The sequence below is a fragment of the Dolichospermum sp. UHCC 0315A genome (assembly GCF_008121535.1).
Classification (GTDB): Bacteria; Cyanobacteriota; Cyanobacteriia; order Cyanobacteriales; family Nostocaceae; genus Dolichospermum; species Dolichospermum lemmermannii.
The window spans coordinates 1,982,074-1,999,778 of the sequence record NZ_CP043056.1 but is presented as its reverse complement, the minus strand read 5'-3'; the positions used below and the strand labels follow the sequence as shown (position 1 = coordinate 1,999,778).

The 17,705-nt window shown below is 37.8% G+C and carries 21 protein-coding genes; 9 read left to right on the top strand and 12 right to left on the bottom strand.

The window, feature by feature from the left end; translation table 11 throughout:
• Window positions 1–280: 280 nt before the first annotated feature.
• From BMF77_RS09600 to BMF77_RS09575, 6 genes are all read right to left on the bottom strand, one after another.
• Window positions 281–586: a type II toxin-antitoxin system VapC family toxin gene (locus tag BMF77_RS09600; protein ID WP_210422326.1), complete on the bottom strand. Its 306-nt coding sequence runs from the start codon at window positions 584–586 to the stop codon at window positions 281–283.
• A complete protein-coding gene (locus tag BMF77_RS09595; RefSeq protein ID WP_148762435.1) occupies window positions 586–858 on the bottom strand; it encodes a hypothetical protein in 273 nt (90 codons plus the stop codon). Before BMF77_RS09595 ends, BMF77_RS09600 begins: the two co-directional genes overlap by 1 nt.
• A 213-nt stretch (window positions 859–1,071) precedes the next feature.
• On the bottom strand, window positions 1,072–2,802 hold the full coding sequence (locus BMF77_RS09590; RefSeq protein WP_148762433.1) for an AIPR family protein: 1,731 nt from the start codon (window positions 2,800–2,802) through the stop codon (window positions 1,072–1,074).
• 131 nt (window positions 2,803–2,933) lie between these two features.
• On the bottom strand, window positions 2,934–3,284 hold the full coding sequence (locus BMF77_RS09585) for a DUF1257 domain-containing protein (RefSeq protein ID WP_015081375.1): 351 nt from the start codon (window positions 3,282–3,284) through the stop codon (window positions 2,934–2,936).
• A gap of 143 nt (window positions 3,285–3,427) precedes the next feature.
• Entirely contained in the window at window positions 3,428–4,939 is a 1,512-nt protein-coding gene (locus tag BMF77_RS09580) for an AAA family ATPase (protein ID WP_148762431.1), read from the bottom strand.
• 90 nt (window positions 4,940–5,029) lie between these two features.
• Entirely contained in the window at window positions 5,030–5,377 is a 348-nt protein-coding gene (locus tag BMF77_RS09575; protein ID WP_015081377.1) for a hypothetical protein, read from the bottom strand.
• Window positions 5,378–5,754: 377 nt separating this feature from the next.
• Here BMF77_RS09575 and BMF77_RS09570 point away from each other — a divergent pair, with 377 nt between their 5' ends.
• From BMF77_RS09570 to BMF77_RS09560, 3 genes are all read left to right on the top strand, one after another.
• Window positions 5,755–8,355 (top strand): dynamin family protein, encoded by a 2,601-nt coding sequence (locus tag BMF77_RS09570; RefSeq protein WP_148762429.1) that lies wholly within the window; start codon window positions 5,755–5,757, stop codon window positions 8,353–8,355.
• Window positions 8,356–8,370: 15 nt separating this feature from the next.
• A complete protein-coding gene (locus BMF77_RS09565) occupies window positions 8,371–9,354 on the top strand; it encodes a diguanylate cyclase regulator RdcB family protein (RefSeq protein ID WP_148762427.1) in 984 nt (327 codons plus the stop codon).
• 87 nt (window positions 9,355–9,441) lie between these two features.
• Window positions 9,442–9,885: a DUF29 domain-containing protein gene (locus BMF77_RS09560; protein WP_148762425.1), complete on the top strand. Its 444-nt coding sequence runs from the start codon at window positions 9,442–9,444 to the stop codon at window positions 9,883–9,885.
• A 34-nt stretch (window positions 9,886–9,919) separates the two neighbouring features.
• Here BMF77_RS09560 and BMF77_RS09555 read toward each other — a convergent pair whose 3' ends face one another.
• From BMF77_RS09555 to BMF77_RS28615, 3 genes are all read right to left on the bottom strand, one after another.
• Window positions 9,920–10,261 (bottom strand): DUF86 domain-containing protein, encoded by a 342-nt coding sequence (locus BMF77_RS09555; protein ID WP_148762423.1) that lies wholly within the window; start codon window positions 10,259–10,261, stop codon window positions 9,920–9,922.
• Complete coding sequence (locus BMF77_RS09550; RefSeq protein WP_148762421.1) at window positions 10,251–10,541, bottom strand: nucleotidyltransferase family protein; 291 nt, start codon at window positions 10,539–10,541, stop codon at window positions 10,251–10,253. Before BMF77_RS09550 ends, BMF77_RS09555 begins: the two co-directional genes overlap by 11 nt.
• A gap of 156 nt (window positions 10,542–10,697) precedes the next feature.
• Window positions 10,698–10,826 carry a hypothetical protein gene (locus BMF77_RS28615; protein ID WP_256370344.1) on the bottom strand — a complete coding sequence of 43 codons (129 nt, stop codon included), beginning with the start codon at window positions 10,824–10,826 and terminating at the stop codon, window positions 10,698–10,700.
• Window positions 10,827–10,850: 24 nt separating this feature from the next.
• On the opposite strand from BMF77_RS28615, the gene BMF77_RS09545 reads away from it, so the two are divergent.
• The 6 genes from BMF77_RS09545 to BMF77_RS09520 all read left to right on the top strand — a co-directional run bounded on the left by BMF77_RS09545 (window position 10,851) and on the right by BMF77_RS09520 (window position 15,581).
• Window positions 10,851–11,807 (top strand): patatin-like phospholipase family protein, encoded by a 957-nt coding sequence (locus tag BMF77_RS09545; RefSeq protein WP_148762419.1) that lies wholly within the window; start codon window positions 10,851–10,853, stop codon window positions 11,805–11,807.
• Between the two features lie 10 nt (window positions 11,808–11,817).
• Entirely contained in the window at window positions 11,818–12,324 is a 507-nt protein-coding gene (locus tag BMF77_RS09540; protein WP_148762417.1) for a hypothetical protein, read from the top strand.
• A 355-nt stretch (window positions 12,325–12,679) separates the two neighbouring features.
• Window positions 12,680–13,834, top strand: coding sequence for an NAD-dependent epimerase/dehydratase family protein (locus BMF77_RS09535; protein WP_148762415.1), 1,155 nt, complete (start codon window positions 12,680–12,682; stop codon window positions 13,832–13,834).
• 165 nt (window positions 13,835–13,999) lie between these two features.
• Window positions 14,000–15,160 (top strand): glycosyltransferase family 1 protein, encoded by a 1,161-nt coding sequence (locus tag BMF77_RS09530; protein ID WP_148762413.1) that lies wholly within the window; start codon window positions 14,000–14,002, stop codon window positions 15,158–15,160.
• Window positions 15,161–15,219: 59 nt separating this feature from the next.
• Window positions 15,220–15,414, top strand: coding sequence for a hypothetical protein (locus BMF77_RS09525; protein ID WP_371735483.1), 195 nt, complete (start codon window positions 15,220–15,222; stop codon window positions 15,412–15,414).
• An 11-nt stretch (window positions 15,415–15,425) separates the two neighbouring features.
• Window positions 15,426–15,581: a hypothetical protein gene (locus tag BMF77_RS09520; protein ID WP_246863104.1), complete on the top strand. Its 156-nt coding sequence runs from the start codon at window positions 15,426–15,428 to the stop codon at window positions 15,579–15,581.
• On the opposite strand, the gene BMF77_RS27840 is transcribed toward BMF77_RS09520, so the two are convergent.
• The 3 genes from BMF77_RS27840 to BMF77_RS09505 all read right to left on the bottom strand — a co-directional run bounded on the left by BMF77_RS27840 (window position 15,510) and on the right by BMF77_RS09505 (window position 17,648).
• Window positions 15,510–15,776 (bottom strand): hypothetical protein, encoded by a 267-nt coding sequence (locus BMF77_RS27840; RefSeq protein WP_041458604.1) that lies wholly within the window; start codon window positions 15,774–15,776, stop codon window positions 15,510–15,512. The two genes, BMF77_RS09520 and BMF77_RS27840, sit on opposite strands and share 72 nt — an antisense overlap.
• A gap of 464 nt (window positions 15,777–16,240) precedes the next feature.
• A complete protein-coding gene (gene bchM, locus BMF77_RS09510) occupies window positions 16,241–16,933 on the bottom strand; it encodes a magnesium protoporphyrin IX methyltransferase (RefSeq protein WP_148762409.1) in 693 nt (230 codons plus the stop codon).
• Window positions 16,934–17,150: 217 nt separating this feature from the next.
• Window positions 17,151–17,648 (bottom strand): DUF937 domain-containing protein, encoded by a 498-nt coding sequence (locus BMF77_RS09505; RefSeq protein WP_148762407.1) that lies wholly within the window; start codon window positions 17,646–17,648, stop codon window positions 17,151–17,153.
• Between the last annotated feature and the right edge of the window lie 57 nt (window positions 17,649–17,705).

Sequence of the window (17,705 nt, the reverse complement as noted above, 5' to 3'; positions counted from 1 at the left end):
CTCTTCTTCTATTCTAGAAGTTAGAAGTCACCGAGTCAGGAGTTCGATAAATGTTTCAATTGTATGATTGGAATGACCAATAGTGAATGTTTTCATAATTTGTTATTATGGGGAATAACACTGAATTACAATTATTTACAGGCATTTTAACGGTTATAATGTCAAAATGCAACTATACTTTTTACACTGAACTAGGCAACTTGCAACGGTTTTGTAGGAAGCATTCTGGGTTCTGGTAATACTTGATTTTCTTGAGTAAGCATCTCAACAAAAGCCTCAATTACTTCCTGACCATTTCTAGCAGCTTCTTCGTAAGTTTTACCATGTGTATGAAACCTGCTTTTATTTGTCCATAAATTTTAGCAGTTACATCATCTACATAATAAATTCTAATATCTGTGATAAATTGCTCAATACGAGTTAAATTTTCTTCCTTATAACTAGAATTTTCTGCCATATAAGTTAGCTCACCTACTGTTATGATAGTAGTAGCTATATCGGTTTCTCCAACTTCCTGTATATAATCCAGAACCGGCTGATTTTTCAGAAAAATTAAACTACAATGATTAGTGTCTAAAAGATACATCACTCAAAAGGATTAATACGATTATTAATTTTCACTTTACCTCTAGTTTCAGAGACTAACTTCAGACATTCTTCCAAGTCATCCCCTACCCATGTACCAGCATGACGTAAAATTGAACGTCCTGAAGCTGGCTTATAGTTAGTGTTTTCTGATAAACTTGTTTCTTGTTTATATTTAATAAATTCAACAAATTCATCAATAAATCTCAAATTTTCTGGTGAAATAGTTAATAGATTTTGTTCGATTTTTTGTCTTAATTCAAGAGAGTTCATAATTTTGACCTCCTAATTACAATTAATATTTTTTACTTTAATAATTTTTGATAATGATACAATTGTAGCATAAATTCGGGTTTCTGAAAACTCTATTCTAAAAAACATTTGTCTGAATCAGGATATCCAGGATTTAAGGATTTACAGGATAATGATAAACTAAACATAGTTGATCCTCTTTTGAACATTGAATTACTATCCTGTAGTGATAAATCATTCTTCACCTTTCTCGTTTTCTAGTTTTTCTTGTTCTTCTAGTTTTTGTTGTACGATGTCTATGACTTTCTGTTTTAAGACTCTATACTTTTCTAGATTTCTAAAAACTTGATAAACTATTTTATTTGGGTACTCAATATTAATTGCTTCTACGGTTGTTTCAAAGACGCGATCTATTATGGATGATAATTCATGGTTCAAGTAGTTTTCAAACTTATTTTCAGATAAAAATAAATTCTGTATACCTACATAATAAAATACCATATGAAGAATAAATCTATTTCCAAAAGTACAAATTGCTTTTAAATCATCGTTATTATTACTATAATATGAGAGTTTGTTGTCTATCATCCTACTTATCTTAATCATTCTCCAAATTTTCTGTACTGAAACACTTGCATTAAAAATATCTGTATAAGGAGGTTTCGTAACATCTTCCCATAACTTACCAACTTTATCTTTAGCTATGTGTGCATAACGTATTTCTTCTAAGCCACAAGCCAGTGCTATAGTAGCCTCGTCTAAGGTGCAGTTTTTATCGTCTGATGGGTATTCGTGTTCATCTCTCTTATAGTGATAGTTGATTCCTTCTAATACAAATTCTTTTCTTAATTTCTCATGTAAACCATCCAATGAAATAAAATCACGATTTTCCACTTTATTTTGAGTATTAGTTGATTTAGTGACTTTTAAAGCGAAATCAGGGGGACAGTTTTCTAAAGAAATTAACTTTACAAAAACTTTTGCTTCTTTAACTTTTTCTGGATTAGTTGCATAAGTAGTTCCTATAGTTCCTACTGTCTGAGCGCCATTAATAATAGATACTCCTTCACAATGAAAATCTCCAACAGATTTATCAGAAAAACCACCTTTAGCTGTTTTTTGAATTCGACGACATAAAACAGTAACTCCATTATTTAAATACAAAAATATTTCTGGATTATTTAAGAGAGTATTTTTAATGCCATCATTTACATCAGTCAGACCAACAAAGCTTCGGATATTTTTTGAAAATAAACTTTCTTTATGTTGACTCCATAATTCTGCTAATTCTTCAGCATTAATCTGTCCATACCATGTTTGATATGGTTCTTCACTCAAACCCCAATTTGTTAATCTTATTTCCTGATTAATAGATTTATCAAAGCTTTTTGATAAAGCATTATGCGCCTCTGACAAAGAAAATATTTCCAAGAAGAATAATTCACCACCTGTATTTTCTTCATCTATAAATTCTGATAGCAACTGTTTATTATTTTGTCCTATCTTTGAGCCAGAATAAGCAAGACATATTTTTATTTTAACATTATAATTATTAAGACATTTCTCTATTTCAAGTTGTTTATCTTTTACCTTTTGATTAAAATTATTAAATTTAAACCCAACAATATCTCTTACTCCTTTTATAAATTTATTTACATCACCTGTATCAGGCTCTCCATCACCCGACTCAATCCATTTTGATTGTACTAGCCAAAGAATATTTTCTTGTTCCTCATAATAAATTGCATCAATTCCGTTATCTGTGAATCCATCAACAATTGCTTGTGCAGCTTCTTGTTCCGTAGCAGAAGCAAGGCTTACTAAAGTATAAGCAGCATAACTTCTTGATAAACAAGCTTTTTTCCGTTCTTCTTCAGGTTTTTTAACATAATCTGACATATCAATTAAGTCTGTTAATTTTTCACTCAGTTTATTTTTAATATGGGTTAATTGAAGCTTTGCCATTTTTATTCCTATATTTTGATTAATTTGCTTTATTCTTATGATTTTACACGAAAAAAAACACAAAAAAAAGCGGGCTAACCGCTTATTAGAAGGTTAACCCGTTTCACTTTGGGAACGCGTTACAGAAATTGTTACTGCAATACTAACTTAACGTTAGCGTTTTGCAGACCGCGCTGTTTTACTTCAGCCAAAGTCTTGTTAACGGCATATTTTTGATTGATAGAGTTGATCAACTCGGTCTGGTTGTGCTTCTTAGCAACACCCCATAAGTCAGCAATGAGGTCAAAAGAACCGTCACTGTTACGAGACCAACCTAGATCGTACTCGCCTTCCAATACAGCAACGATGTCGGAACGGAGACGCTGACCATTATAACCACGGACATCAGCTTCAGTCTTAACGCTGATACCTAAGTCGCGCAAAGAAGACTTGAGAATTTCGGCATCGGTGATCTTGGTACGCAGAGTGCTAAAGTGAGACATTTGGGTTTCCTCCAATAAGAAGATTGATGAGAAAAACGACAACGGTTCTTTTTCAGCGAAGCCGCATTAATTGGGAACGGCTTTTTTCTATCTGTTAGCCTTGTGACTAACCTTTCCCCCTGACAAACAGCAGAGGAAAGCTTTTAAAACTCCATGCGCTGATATTCAGCAACAGAGGAGGCTGCGGGTCTAGCACGCTGTCTGGCCCAGTCTCTTAAAGCTGTGACCTGTTCTTGCATCGTTCGTGACAGCGGCAAAGTAGACTTCAATGCAGCAATAATATCTAATTGGGTGAACTCCCGATCTTGGGCGAAGGCTTCATACATAGCCGCCACGACCGCCTGTTCAATTTCTGCCCCGGAGAAGCCATCGGACATTTTTGCTAGTTGTTCTAGGTCAAATCTAGCAATTTCCTCCCGACGTTTGGTCAGGTGAATACCGAAGATATCCTGACGTTCTTCCGGTGTGGGCAGATCCACAAAGAATATTTCATCAAAGCGACCTTTCCTCAAAAACTCTCCAGGTAGGCGTTCGACACGGTTAGCCGTCGCCATTACGAAAACTGGAGATTTCTTTTCCTGCATCCAGGTGAGGAAAGAGCCGAAAATTCTGTTTGATGTCCCCCCATCAGAATCGCCAGAACCACCGCTACCCGCAAAGGATTTATCCAATTCGTCAATAAACAGAATCGTGGGGGAAATTGATTCTGCTGTTTTCAGGGCGTTCCGCAGGTTGGCTTCACTTCGACCCACCATTGAGCCGTCGTAGACCCGCCCCATATCTAATCTCAGAATTGGTAAACCCCATAAACGGGAGGTAGTTTTGGCAATGAGTGACTTACCACAACCAGGAACACCGAGAATTAACATTCCTTTTGGTTGGGGCAACCCATACTCTCTCGCTCTTTCTGTAAAGGCGTTGGAGCGTTGGGTGAGCCAAGTTTTCAATTCTTCCAAGCCACCCACAGCATCAATGGTTTCATCTTCTTCGATGTACTCCAAGATACCGTTACGGCGGATGAGTTGTTTTTTCTCGGATAAAACGATATCAACTTCATTTTCCGTCAATTGCCCAGTTGTTACCTGTGCTTTGCGGTAGACTTTCTCAGCTTCATCTTTAGTTAGACCTAAAGCGGCTCTGAGCAGCTTTTCTCGCGCCTCGGTTGTCAGCCGTCGTCCACGATTTTGCTCTTGATGGGCGGTTAAAACCTTATTTAACTCAGCCATGTCAGGCAATTGAAAATCTAAAACAACAACTTCTTTTTCTAATTCAATCGGAACTTGTTGCACAGGGGACATTAAGATAATGTTCTTTTGCGTTCCTTTGAAACTAGCGATCGCGTCCCGGAGCGATCTGGTTGTTGCTGGCGCATCAATAAAGGGATGTAAATCTTTAAGAATAAATATACTGGGTTCTTTTTGCCGAATAATCCAATCAATCGCTGCTTCGGGAGAGACAGTATTGTGTTGAGTGGTATTCCGGGGTTGACCGTACTCGACGATACCGTGAGTTACTGTCCAAATATATACTCGTCTTTGGGGTTTTAAGTCTTGGGAAACTTTAAAAATTGACTGCTCTGCCCGCTCTTCCTCGGAGGTCACAAGGTAGATTAAAGGGTATTGAGCTTGAATTAAAATATTGAGCTCTTCTTTCATACTATCGACCTACTTGAGACCTTATAGAGACAGTACCGACCAGCGATCGCATGGCGTTAAGCCAGACTATTAATCATCATTAATTCCTATCTAACAAGGAACTAATTCTTCCTCACCCTTGGGATGGGTTTCTTCTTTTTCTCTACCATCAATGGATAGATGGTCTTGTCCGATGATTCCTGGTTGGTTGCCCAAGTTCACGAGTTCACCATCACGCAGTACGAGTGAAGTTTCACAGGTGGGACAGGAATAAATCCGGTGAGTTCGCCCATGAGCAGACGCTTCTATTTCTTCTACTAATTCTGAGTTGGTCAGGTAGAAACTGAGCGCCCGTTCTGCGAGGTCTGACATGGGTTCTGAGTCAACAGCAGAACGAATTTTAAGTCTTCTGTGCAGTTCCGGTGATAAATATAACGTAACCTTTTGCTTAGTTTGCATACAACTTTCTAGTGGTCTTACCCGGGTATGTATACCACCTTATCGGCTCTTTTCTCAGTTGTCAAGATGGTAAAGCGTTTTAACCGCAATTTTGTTACATTTTGTAATATAACTAGGTTGACTAGGTTTTTTTGTCTGAATTAGGATGTCCAGGATTTTAGGATTTTCAGGATTTGTGTTTGGATTTTGATGTCTAGGATTTTAGGATTTTCAGGATTTGTGTTTGGATTTTGATGATTTTGTCTAAAATATATTTCACAAAGAGTACATACCGCTGTGTGATAATGTGGTGAAAATATTATCTGCCGTCGTTGAGCTTCGTCCTGTGCGGTTTTAAGATTATTGTTGACGGTGATGCTTTCTAACATCTTAAATTTATGTCTAACAACCTTTTACAGCCTGATTCGGATGCACTACACCAGTCTGCTATTGATGTGATTACCCACGTCGGTAATGTGATGTCAGAAGGTTGTGGGATATTGAGAGAACATGATCGGTTGCTGGCTGATGCTATTGAAGAAGATATCAGGCACGTCAATGAGCAGTTGAAACAGGTAAAGCGCAAAGAATTGACGATGACAATTGTTGCGCCAACCAGTGCGGGTAAGTCTACTATTATTAATGCGATCGCTGGACAGGATTTATTACCTAGTCGTAATGATGCGATGACGGTTTTACCTACTGAGATTGTTTTTTCTAGTGAGGTAACTCGTCCTAAGTTGATTCTGGATAGGGCTTTGATAACGCTTTTGCGAGAGGTTTGGGGACAATTACATCAGAAATTGCAACGAATTGGTTTAAAAGAAGCTGTTGAACAGGCTACTAAAAATGATTTTCCCCGCGAGAATGTAATTAGAGAAATTTTGAACAGTAGTTCTGTTTCTTCTCAATCTGAGGTGGAGGAATCAAATAGTATTCAAGCTGAATTAATCAGAATAAATGATCTTCTGCGATTGTGCGGTATTTTTGGTGTAGCTACAGATTTTTTGTCTTCTTTGTCTGAAATACCTCGGATTGAAGTTCCTTTTCCGCAACAATTATCATCTCTAAAAAATTCGGGTTTGGGGACTTTGGCACTAGTGGATACCCCTGGACCTAATGAGGATAAGTCTTTAAATTTAGTGAATGTTGTCAAGGATAGACTCATAGCGAGTTCTCTAGTTTTGGTGGTGGTGGACTATACGAAAATTGGACAAACAGATCCAGCAAAAGTCAAGAAGTTGGTGGATGAAATTGCTGCTATTAAGGGACGCGATCGCACTTATATCATTGTTAATAAAATTGATGATCGTGATCCTAATAATCCTGAAGATTTAACTACTCAACAAATTTTAAATTTGGTTAAAACTAAATATGAAATTGATGATCCTCAAAATCGAGTTTTTGAAATGTCGGCTATTAAAGGATTTTTAGCTACTAATTTTCAGCGTGAGAAGGAAATCTATCAGCCAACAGAATTACGGAGAAGGAAGAGTTTTGAGGCTCTTGGACAAAAGTATTATTCAAATTATTGGAAAACTAAAAAAACGACAGCTACTTTAGAAGAGATGCAGGAAGTAGCTGATGAGTTTTTGCGAGATTCTGGATTTGTGAGATTTATAAATAAGGCGATCGCTCCTCTAGTCACGGATGCAGCACCTAGCATGATTACTATTAAGGGTGCGTTAAATGATATTGGTCAGATATTTACTTCTTTTCTATCTTGTCTCAGCAAGCAGAAGGGAATACTTGAGCGAGATATTCAACGGCTAGGGATTGAGATTAATCAATTAGAAATAGATTTACAAGAAGTAATTATAGTTGATAAAGATGATAAATGGAAAGAACAAGTCGTTAAAATATATCTCGAATATATGGATAAATTTAGAAGTGAACAATATAGAATATTTGAACGTCAACTCTCTGACAAAATAGATAGAGGATTAAACTCTTTAGATGGTCGAGTGCTTGCTAGACTTGAAGGTTTTCTCTGGATGGAAGAGACTCTCAAGTTAAACTTAGAGGGTATAAGAGATACATGGAAATTTATAGGAGAAGTATTAGTGGAAGAGTGTATTAAAAAGAATTTATTAGAACCTTCTTTTCCTCTGGGAGAAAGGTTTAAAACCATCACTTATGAATTAACTAACTTGTGGAATTTGTTCACATTTTATTATCATGAAAATATTTTCATCAAAGCACAAATAAAAATAGGGAAAAAATTTCAATTTGATTTCACACCAGATTACACAAAAATTCTTTTAATTGTTGATTCTCTAGATGTAAAAATAATCGCAGACAGAGACGAGGCTGCTGTATATAATTATGGAATGAGTGGTTATGTTTCGTTAGAGCATAAATTACCAAGACTAAATCCAGAATTGAACTTAACTACAGAGTGGCTTTTGGGTCAATTAACACTAAAAATTAATGGTCGAAGATTAGACTCAAATGAAGTAAATCAAAATATTTTAGAAATATCCGAAAACTTAAAAATAAGACTAGATAAAGCCATAAATAAGTCAGTTGATGCATTAGTAGAGGAATGTAGGGAATGGGAAGAATTGAGTTTAGATCCAGTTCAGGATAGAAAATATAGAATGTCAAATTTCATAATGAGATATAGCATTCAAGATAACGGCTCAAAATACCGTAAAATCTCAAAACAAGAATTGAAAAACATTTTCGATTTCATCGTAACCCTGAGTATTCACAATTCAGCAAGCGGTTACTCTTATGAATTTTTGGGAGGGATTATACGAGACCAAATAACAAGGAGATTAGACAGTATTAACAAAGATTATTGTGAATCTTTTAAGGAAGAAAAAAATCGCTTTCTCACGGAATATAAAGAAAGTCTACAATACTCAATATCAAAGCTTAAAGAAACTGTTAACAAATATTCATCAATAAAAAATGAATGTATCCAAATGTCAGAAATAGGAACTGATTTACAATCGAGTATAAAACATCAACAAGAATACTTCAAACAATATTAAATAAAAAACTAAAAAATGTCACTTATTTACTTTAACGACATTCAAGAAAAGGAATCTAAAATTCCTATTATTACTGATAAAATACTTGTAGATTTGGTAAATTCAATCCAAGTCAATGACGATCTAATTAGTTTTCGCCAAAAGCGAGGATTATTTGGACAGTTTTTTGATAGCCTTACAGGACCAGATCGAAAACGTCAACTTGCTACAGATAAAAATGTCAATATAGCAATGCAATCTTTCCATGATTTGGTGTTAGATATTTCTAATAATTTGAATGTTAGTAATAACGCAATTATCACCATTGAAGAAAAATTAATAGAAACTCGTCAAGCAATCCGCAACCACCGACAGGAAATTAATTTACTTACAGATATTGTCAATCAATTGCAATACAAAGTTGAAGATCACGAACATCGGATTCTGAAATTAGAACAACGAGTTTATAGAACAGAAGTTCAGCATAGAATTGAAGATGCGATCGCAGCATGGCAGTCAAAACGGACATATCAAGGCTTTCATTGGGCGATTCAAGTTGCTTTTGTCACCCGTGAAATAGTAGATTATGCTCTGGGTGATTACGAACGATTAATCACCAAAGGTAAAGACAGCCAACTGCGTCAGAGTATAAGCGATAGAATACTTGCAACGGACAACACAATTCCCGATCATCATTTTCCATTAACCAACCTCCTCAACCTGTCATATAGCGAAACATCCCAAGAAAATCAAGAACTTGCAGGTTATTTGTTGGAAGTAGAATCTATTTCCGAACAAAGATTAGGGAAAACTCTCTATTTATTTACCCTTGGTAAAACCCTAGAATTAGCCCAACTACCCAAACAACAACAGCCCCAAAATCTAGCCCAAACCGCCTTTGAATTATGCCGTAACTACCCCAATGTGATGATTTATCCGACTACCAGCAAAAGAGAATTTGTTGAGCGCATTGTGAATGAAACGGCAAACGATAGATTAAATTTGATAACATTAGTCTAATCGCCCTTCGTAGGTTGGGTTGACAAAAGGAAACCCAACATTTCTAGACAAACAATATCCCCTCTAAAATTATTAGGAGAATAACCCATGACCACCACTCTGTATGAAACCGACTTTAATCTTTGGATAGAACAAACTGTTAACCAACTCAAAAATGGACAAATTCAAGACCTAGATATAGAAAACTTAATCGAGGAGGTTCAATCAATGGGGAGCAATGACAAACGGGAAATTAAAAGCCGATTAATTGTTTTAATCATGCACCTATTAAAGTATAAATATCAACCAAAGAAGAAAACAAAAAGTTGGACTTCAACTATAATAACCCAAAGAAATGAACTCGAATTAGTCTTAGAAAACAGTCCTAGCTTAACCCCATTCCTCAAAGAGAATATATCCGAGTGCTATCAGAAAGCACGAAAAAACGCCGCCAGGGAAACAAAACTACCCTTAACCACCTTTCCCCTAGAATGTCCCTTCACCCCAGAGCAAATCATAGACTCCGATTATTTCCCAGACACAAATGCTTAATATAAAAGCAGTGCGATCGCCATTTTCCATTAACTTAAAATTCTTGAGAAATAATAATTAAAATTGCTGATTTTAAAGGACTAATTTTAGTTTGAATAATGTCCCAAATAATCTCGTCCTCCAAAGAAAAATAAGCATGAACTAAAATATCTCTCAATCCAACAATTTTGCGCCATTCAATATGCGGATATTTATTTCTTATTTCTGGAGGAATTTGTTTAACTGCTTCCCCAATCACTGATAAATTTCTAATTACCGCATCAAATCTTAATTCATCAGCAAAAAACCTATTATCATCTAATCCTTGAGTATAACGGAGAATTTTATCACAACTAATTAAAATATCATCACAATAAAGTTTTAAACTACGCGACATAAATAGCGTCTTTTTCTACAGAACTAATAATTTGAGGTTTCAACATTTTTTTAGTTACTAAATCAACAGATAAAGATAAATTATCTTCTAAGAAGAATTTTAAGTCCATATATTGATCAAAGGTAACTTTTCCTTGAAATTCTACCAATAAATCAAGATCGCTAGTATTTTTTGCTTCATCTCTTGCATAAGAACCAAATAAAGCTAAGGATATCACACCATAACTTTTAATCGTGGTTAAGTTTTTTTTCAGGAAGTTGATTAAATATTCTCTATTCATGATTATTACCTAATGTGTTTTGTCTGAATTAGGCATGAGATTAAGATAGTAGCCAGCCAGGGAATAAATTCCCTGTCTAAAAGCTAAAGTCGGTTAAAACCGACTACTTTGGCATAAATAGGATAAATTTTGATTTGGAGTTAATCAGAGTGCGTTTTAACGCACTTTAGCTTTTAGACCGGAACTTAAGTTCCGGGCGGGTTTGTTCAACCAATGAGCGATTCCTAGGTCGCGCTTCGCTATCGCATCTGCATCAATCACTGGTAAATTAGATGCAGACAACATAATACTAATAATTTTAATTATTACATGAAAGAAGCCAAAATCAAACTCGGATTAGTATTAGCAGGTGGCGGTGCTAAAGGCGCGTACCAATCAGGTGTGGTCAAATATCTAGCAGAAATTGACTTTGCCCCTCTGATGATTGCAGGTACGAGCATTGGTGCGCTCAATGGTGCGATCCTCGCCTCTCACACATCATTTAAACAAGCTGCTGATCGCCTATGGCAACTATGGAAAGAACTAGGTGAAGCCAACATTATCAACTGGCAGTTAGTTAAATATCCACTGCATTCCTTAGCACAATATTTACATTTCTCACAGGAAGACGCATCTCTGTGTGATCCTAACCCACTGGATAAATTTTTACGCTACGCCATCAATCCTCAACAATTGCGAGCAGGAATTGAACTATGGGTAGCCGCGTTTCCCTCAGTACAAAATTTCCTACCATCTTCACAAAAAGCAGGTCAGATTGTCCCCACTATAGGTAATGCGATCGCTTCCAATCTTGGACAATCCGCCGAATATATTCACGTTCAATCAGCCAAAACCGATGAAGAAATTTATCAAACATTACTCGCTAGTGCTGCTATTCCTTTAGCCTTTAAGTCACGCCAGGTTGATGACAAGCATTATGTTGATGGTTGGCTAGGTGATAATGTCCCTCTCAAAGCCTTAGCAAATCGCGGTTGTACTCATGCGATCGTCATTCATTTAGGGAATGGGGAACTTTGGAATCGTCATGATTTCCCTAATCAAACAATAATTGAAATTCGTCCAACGGAAGATATGGGTGGTCTTAACACATTATTAGATTTCAGTCCCGAACGGATTCAACTTTTGCAAAACCGGGGTTATCAAGATGCAAAACGCTGTCTTAAACCAATTTTACAAACACTGATAATCGAGCGATCGCGCCAAGAAAGTTTTGCGCGGCTTCAGGAAACATCAAAGCGATTAAGAGACGATCCACCAATATATTAATGAAAACTGAATGATAAAACAGCCTTGGGGTGCGGTACAAATAAACAAGGCGCTGTGCGCTATTATTTCGGGTGTGGGGATAGGGATGATCTCCTGGGGGTGTAATGCTAATAACTCCCAGCTTCAAGAGACAAGATGGAATATATATAGAAATAATCGTTATGGTTTTGAGTTTCCTTATCCGAATACTTGGCAGCAATTAGGAAACCCAGACAACAGTGATGGTATTGCTTTAGTTTCACCAAACAAAAAAAACGTAGAAATTCGCGCCTATGCAAGTAAGCCTTTATTGAAATTCGCAACTGAAAATCCCCAGCCAGTCCCTAATTTTCGGACTCATCAGGGGTTTTCTGGGGTATTAGCTGTAGAAGCGGGGGAAAAGGTGACTGTGATTAAATTGACTATTAGCCAAGAGAACTTGGAGTATCACTGGCAAGGACAAAGCGGCAGCAAAGACTTTCAAAATTATTATCGGCTGTTTTACTACATTGCCCAGGAGTATAAAATTAGTCAATAGTCAACTTAACGTAAATTGATGTCCCTTCCAGCCAGGGAATAAATTCCCTGTCTAAAAGCTAAAGTCGGTTAAAACCGACTGTTGGAGCATATTGACACTCTCAGGGAGCCAAGCCGCGCTCGTTTTACGCTTACCGGATGCTCTTATAAATAGGATAATTTTTGATTTTGAGTTAACCAGAGTGCGTTTTAACGCACTTTAGCTTTTAGACCGGAACTTAAGTTCCGGGCAGGTTTGTTAAGCCTGACTCGGTGACTCCTGCTGTAATTGATTCCTGTCTTGATCAGAATTTAATGATGAAGAAGGGACACAAAACCTGGTAGATTTAGCTATCAGCGAGTAAAAACTGGTAAAGATGAAAGTCCTGGTAATTGGTGGTGATGGGTATTGCGGTTGGGCAACCGCGCTTTACCTTTCTAATCGAGGTTATGAAGTTGGAATTTTAGATAGTTTGGTGCGGCGACATTGGGATAATGAATTGGGTGTAGAAACTCTTACCCCAATCGCACCAATTCAGCAACGTCTCCAGCGGTGGCAGGATTTGACTAGCAAGTCTATTGATCTGTTTATCGGCGATATTACTAATTACGAGTTTCTGCACAAAGCCTTACACGAATTTCAACCAACTGCAATCGTGCATTTTGGTGAACAGCGTTCAGCGCCATTTTCCATGATTGACCGTGAACACGCTGTTCTTACCCAAGTCAATAATGTGGTTGGCACGTTGAACTTGCTGTACATTATGCGGGAGGATTTCCCAGATTGCCATTTGGTGAAATTGGGAACAATGGGTGAGTATGGAACTCCCAACATTGACATTGAAGAAGGATACATCACGATTGAACACAACGGCCGCAAGGATACTTTGCCCTATCCTAAGCAGCCTGGTTCTATGTATCACTTGAGCAAAGTCCATGATAGCCATAATATCCACTTTGCTTGCCGGATCTGGGGTTTAAGGGCTACAGACTTAAATCAAGGGATAGTTTACGGTGTCTTAACCGATGAAACGGGGATGGACGAACTGTTAATTAACCGCCTGGATTATGATGGCGTATTTGGTACAGCACTGAATCGCTTCTGTATTCAAGCAACTGTAGGACATCCCCTCACCGTCTACGGTAAAGGTGGACAAACTCGTGGCTTCTTGGATATTCGGGATACGGTGCGATGTATTGAATTAGCGATCGCTAATCCTGCCGAACCAGGAGAATTCCGTGTGTTTAACCAATTTACCGAACTATTTAGCGTCGGTGACTTGGCAATGATGGTGAAAAAAGCCGGTAACGCTATGGGACTGAATGTGGATATTAACCACATAGACAACCCCAGAGTGGAGAAGGAAGAACACTATTTCAACGCCAAAAACACCAAACTCTTGGATTTGGGTTTACAACCGCATTTACTCTCGGATTCTCTACTTGATTCACTATTAAACTTTTCCGTCAAGTATCAGCACCGAGTTGATCACAAACAAATTCTTCCCAAAGTCTCTTGGCATAGAAAATAGGTGACAGGTGACAGGTGACAGGTGACAGGTGACAGGTGATAGAAAGAGCGTAAGAGGCAACAGTAGATTAATTTTCCACTCCTGACTCCTAACTGCGCCCCTACCTCCTGACTTCTGACTCCTGACTCCTGACTCCTGACTCCTGACTCCTACCTCCTTCTTTTTATGAGAATTGCTCTATTTACAGAAACCTTCTTACCTAAAGTTGATGGCATCGTGACCCGCTTGCGCCATACTGTTGACCATTTACAACGTCATGGCAATCAAGTTCTGGTATTTGCCCCTGAAGGTGGCATCACTGAACATAAAGGCGCGAAAGTTTACGGAGTTAGTGGCTTTCCTTTGCCTCTCTATCCTGAGTTAAAAATGGCACTGCCTCGCCCGGCAATTGGTCATGCTTTGGAAGAGTTTAAACCAGATATTATTCATGTTGTTAATCCCGCAGTTCTGGGATTATCAGGGATCTTCTATAGTAAAGTTCTGAAAATTCCTTTAGTGGCTTCTTATCATACCCATTTGCCCCAATATCTACAACATTACGGGCTAGGAATGTTAGAAGGGTTACTTTGGGAGTTGCTTAAAGCTGGTCATAATCAGGCTGAGTTAAATTTGTGTACCTCTACGGCAATGGTAAAGGAACTTTCAGCCCATGGAATTGAAAGATGTGATTTATGGCAACGGGGAGTAGATACAGAATTATTTCATCCTGATTTAGTCAGTGCGGAAATGCGATCGCGCTTATCCCAAAATCATCCAGATAGCCCCTTGTTACTGTACGTTGGTCGTCTTTCTGCTGAAAAGGAAATCGAACGTATTAAACCCATTCTAGAAGCCATTCCTGATGCCAGATTAGCATTAGTCGGCGATGGACCCCACCGACAAACTTTGGAAAAACACTTTGCGGGGACAAATACTTATTTTGTCGGTTATCTGATGGGTAAAGAATTAGGTTCGGCTTTTGCCAGTGCTGATGCCTTTATTTTTCCTTCCCGCACAGAAACACTGGGATTAGTTCTGCTAGAAGCTATGGCCGCAGGGTGTCCTGTGGTAGCAGCCCGTTCTGGAGGCATCCCTGATATTGTTACAGATGGAGTTAATGGATATCTTTTTGATCCGCAAGCCGATATTCAAGAAGCGATTAATGCTACAATCCGTCTGTTGAAACAACGGGAGGAAATCACTATTATCCGCACAAATGCCCGTGCAGAAGCAGAAAAATGGGGATGGACATCGGCTACACAACAACTTGAAGATTATTATCAAAAAATAATCTTAAATAGTCACAGGAGTCAGGAGTCAGGAGTCAGGAGTCAGAAGCGAGAATAAGAGGGCTGGCTTTTTCTCTAAATTTTCCACCTCATTCAATTGCATACAGCCAGGAATTTTTGCACCATTACCAGGCTGGCCGCAATGCTTATATATTAAGGGATTTTACCCAAGCGATCGCCTGCTTCAAATTAGCTCAAGTCATCGAACCGACAAATCAGGCTGTTCATATCCATTTAGAACGCGCCTATAAGTACCAGCAAATACCACCACCAAAGTCCTGGGATGGTATTTGGACAATCATCACGAAGTAGTCAGTTGTTCGTTGTCAGTAGGGGCGAAGCATTTGGAAGATAAATTATCGGTCATTGTCAAAAATAGTTCTCCAAATGCTTCGCCCGTACAGTTGTCAGTAGTCAGTTCCTTCTTCAGAACCGTTACTTTGAAAAGGTTGTTCACCGATTTTCAGTTCTTTCTTTGAGTGCTTTAATTGCTTCCAAAGTAACTTAATTTGATAATAAGCCTCATCTGGTGAGATCTTGCCACCTGTTTCTAAATTGCAGATATAACTGACTTTCTGGGCAAATTCCTGTAAGTTCGCATTGAATACCAAGTTTTCTGGTTTTACATGACCATAATAGCGACCACGGGGATAGAGAAAATCTTCTTTACTCATCATTCTTTTTTCTCCATTTACTCAACTACTGATACTTTTAACCGAGACATTCCCTGACATCTGAGATATTGTGAATGTCCAGTAGAACATTACTAACTGAGTTGATAAAGGTGGTATCCCACATTGCCTTGAGGAAAATCCCCACGGCTCCTCTATTTTTTCAGAATGGTATGGATAAAATTACTACATCCTGCTGATAGTTTAGCGTGGCTTGATCCCATAAGTAGAGATTGAAGGCAGTTATTCACGTTTAGTTATTCTCTAATTTATTAAAAACATATTGTATTAAGTTCAATAAGTCATTAATATATTCCTTAAGATAGATTAATATATTCCTTTTTTCAAGACTTGGAAAAATTTTTTCCTTGCAAGCTCTAATTATAATACATTTAAATTGAAATATAACAAAATTCCCGACTTCTCTAAGAAATCGGGAATATGAAGTATCAATTGTAATTTGCCACCTAAGCAGATGGACGAGTTGCTTCTAATAAACTGGAAAAGTAGAAGCTTGTCCGCGTCATAGCTTGTCTTTGGACTGAAAAGCCATTTTTTCGCAGAATTTTGACTACATCAGCTTCACGATGTAAATAAGCGCGAGTGGTTTTACTCGGACCAGGAAAGAAAGTACCGATTTTTTTGAGGATTGTTAGGAAGAAGGTTTTCGGGGCAAAACTGAGAATGATTCGGTCTGAAGCTAAAGAACATAGATGAGAAATCATTTCATCAGCTTTGTCTTGAGGATAATGAATCAGAACATCTAGACAAATGACGGTATGATAATTGCCACTCAAAGATTCCAAATCCTGTACCGCAAAAGAGGGATTTACGGTATTGAACAAAGCCATGACAGCCCTATCCTGGGCTTCTGATACCATTTTAGCGGAAATGTCGCTGGCATAGACCTTAGCGCCATCTATAGCCAGAGGAATACTCAGACTACCCACACCACAACCAGCATCACAAATTGATAATGATGGTAAATTGTTGTCAGCTTTTAACCAGCCAATGACATTATCCACAGTTTGCTGATGTCCAGTGCGAATATCTAGCTGGACTTTGTTGACTTCACCATCACCATAGATGCGTTGCCACCGATCAAAACCTGTGGAGTTGAAGTATTCGCGGACTATTGTTTTATCGTCGGCTGCGGTCATAAACTCAATTGTTAGTTATTCACAATTACTAAAACTATCATTTGTCATCCCAATTATATGTAGGGCTGCACAGAATCATGAAATCCATGAATTCATCCGTCCTTATCTGCGTTTATCTGCGTTTATCTGCGGTCAATTATTCTTGAAATCTGATTCTATGCAGCTTGATCTTAATTTGGTATCAGTGGATTCTCAGCGACAAAAATTCCAGCCAGTGTTAAATTCTTAAAAACCGACTAGCTAATTTAATCGCGTCAGCAATATCCACATCACCATCACCGTCAGCATCTAGAAATTGATTTAGTAATGGATTACCACCAGATTGTAAGAAACTCAAGACTAAAGGCACTAAACTTGGTAATAATTGTTGAATTGTACTCACATCTAAGCTAGTACCCTGGGCAGCATTTTTCGCTACTTCTGCTTGAATATCTGGAGAAAATAAGGTATCTACAGCTTGGGAATCGGCGGAAGTGCCGGCAAATTGATTAACTAAATCTTGTACAGATTCACTTCCGTCGCTGGTTTGTTTTGCCTGTAAAGATGATTGTACTTGTTTACCAACTACTGATAAAACTGATTGCATGGTGGAAGAGTCTGCACCAATGCCATTACCTAATTGTTTCACTGTGGTAGCAATATTTATCAAGTTATCCAAACCACCTGGTTGATTGGAATTGCTAACCGCACCCAGAATTTGATCAAACAGTCCCATTAATTTTTTCCTGTTGTTTTTAATATCTCCTAATTATTAATAATACAGCAGAATTGA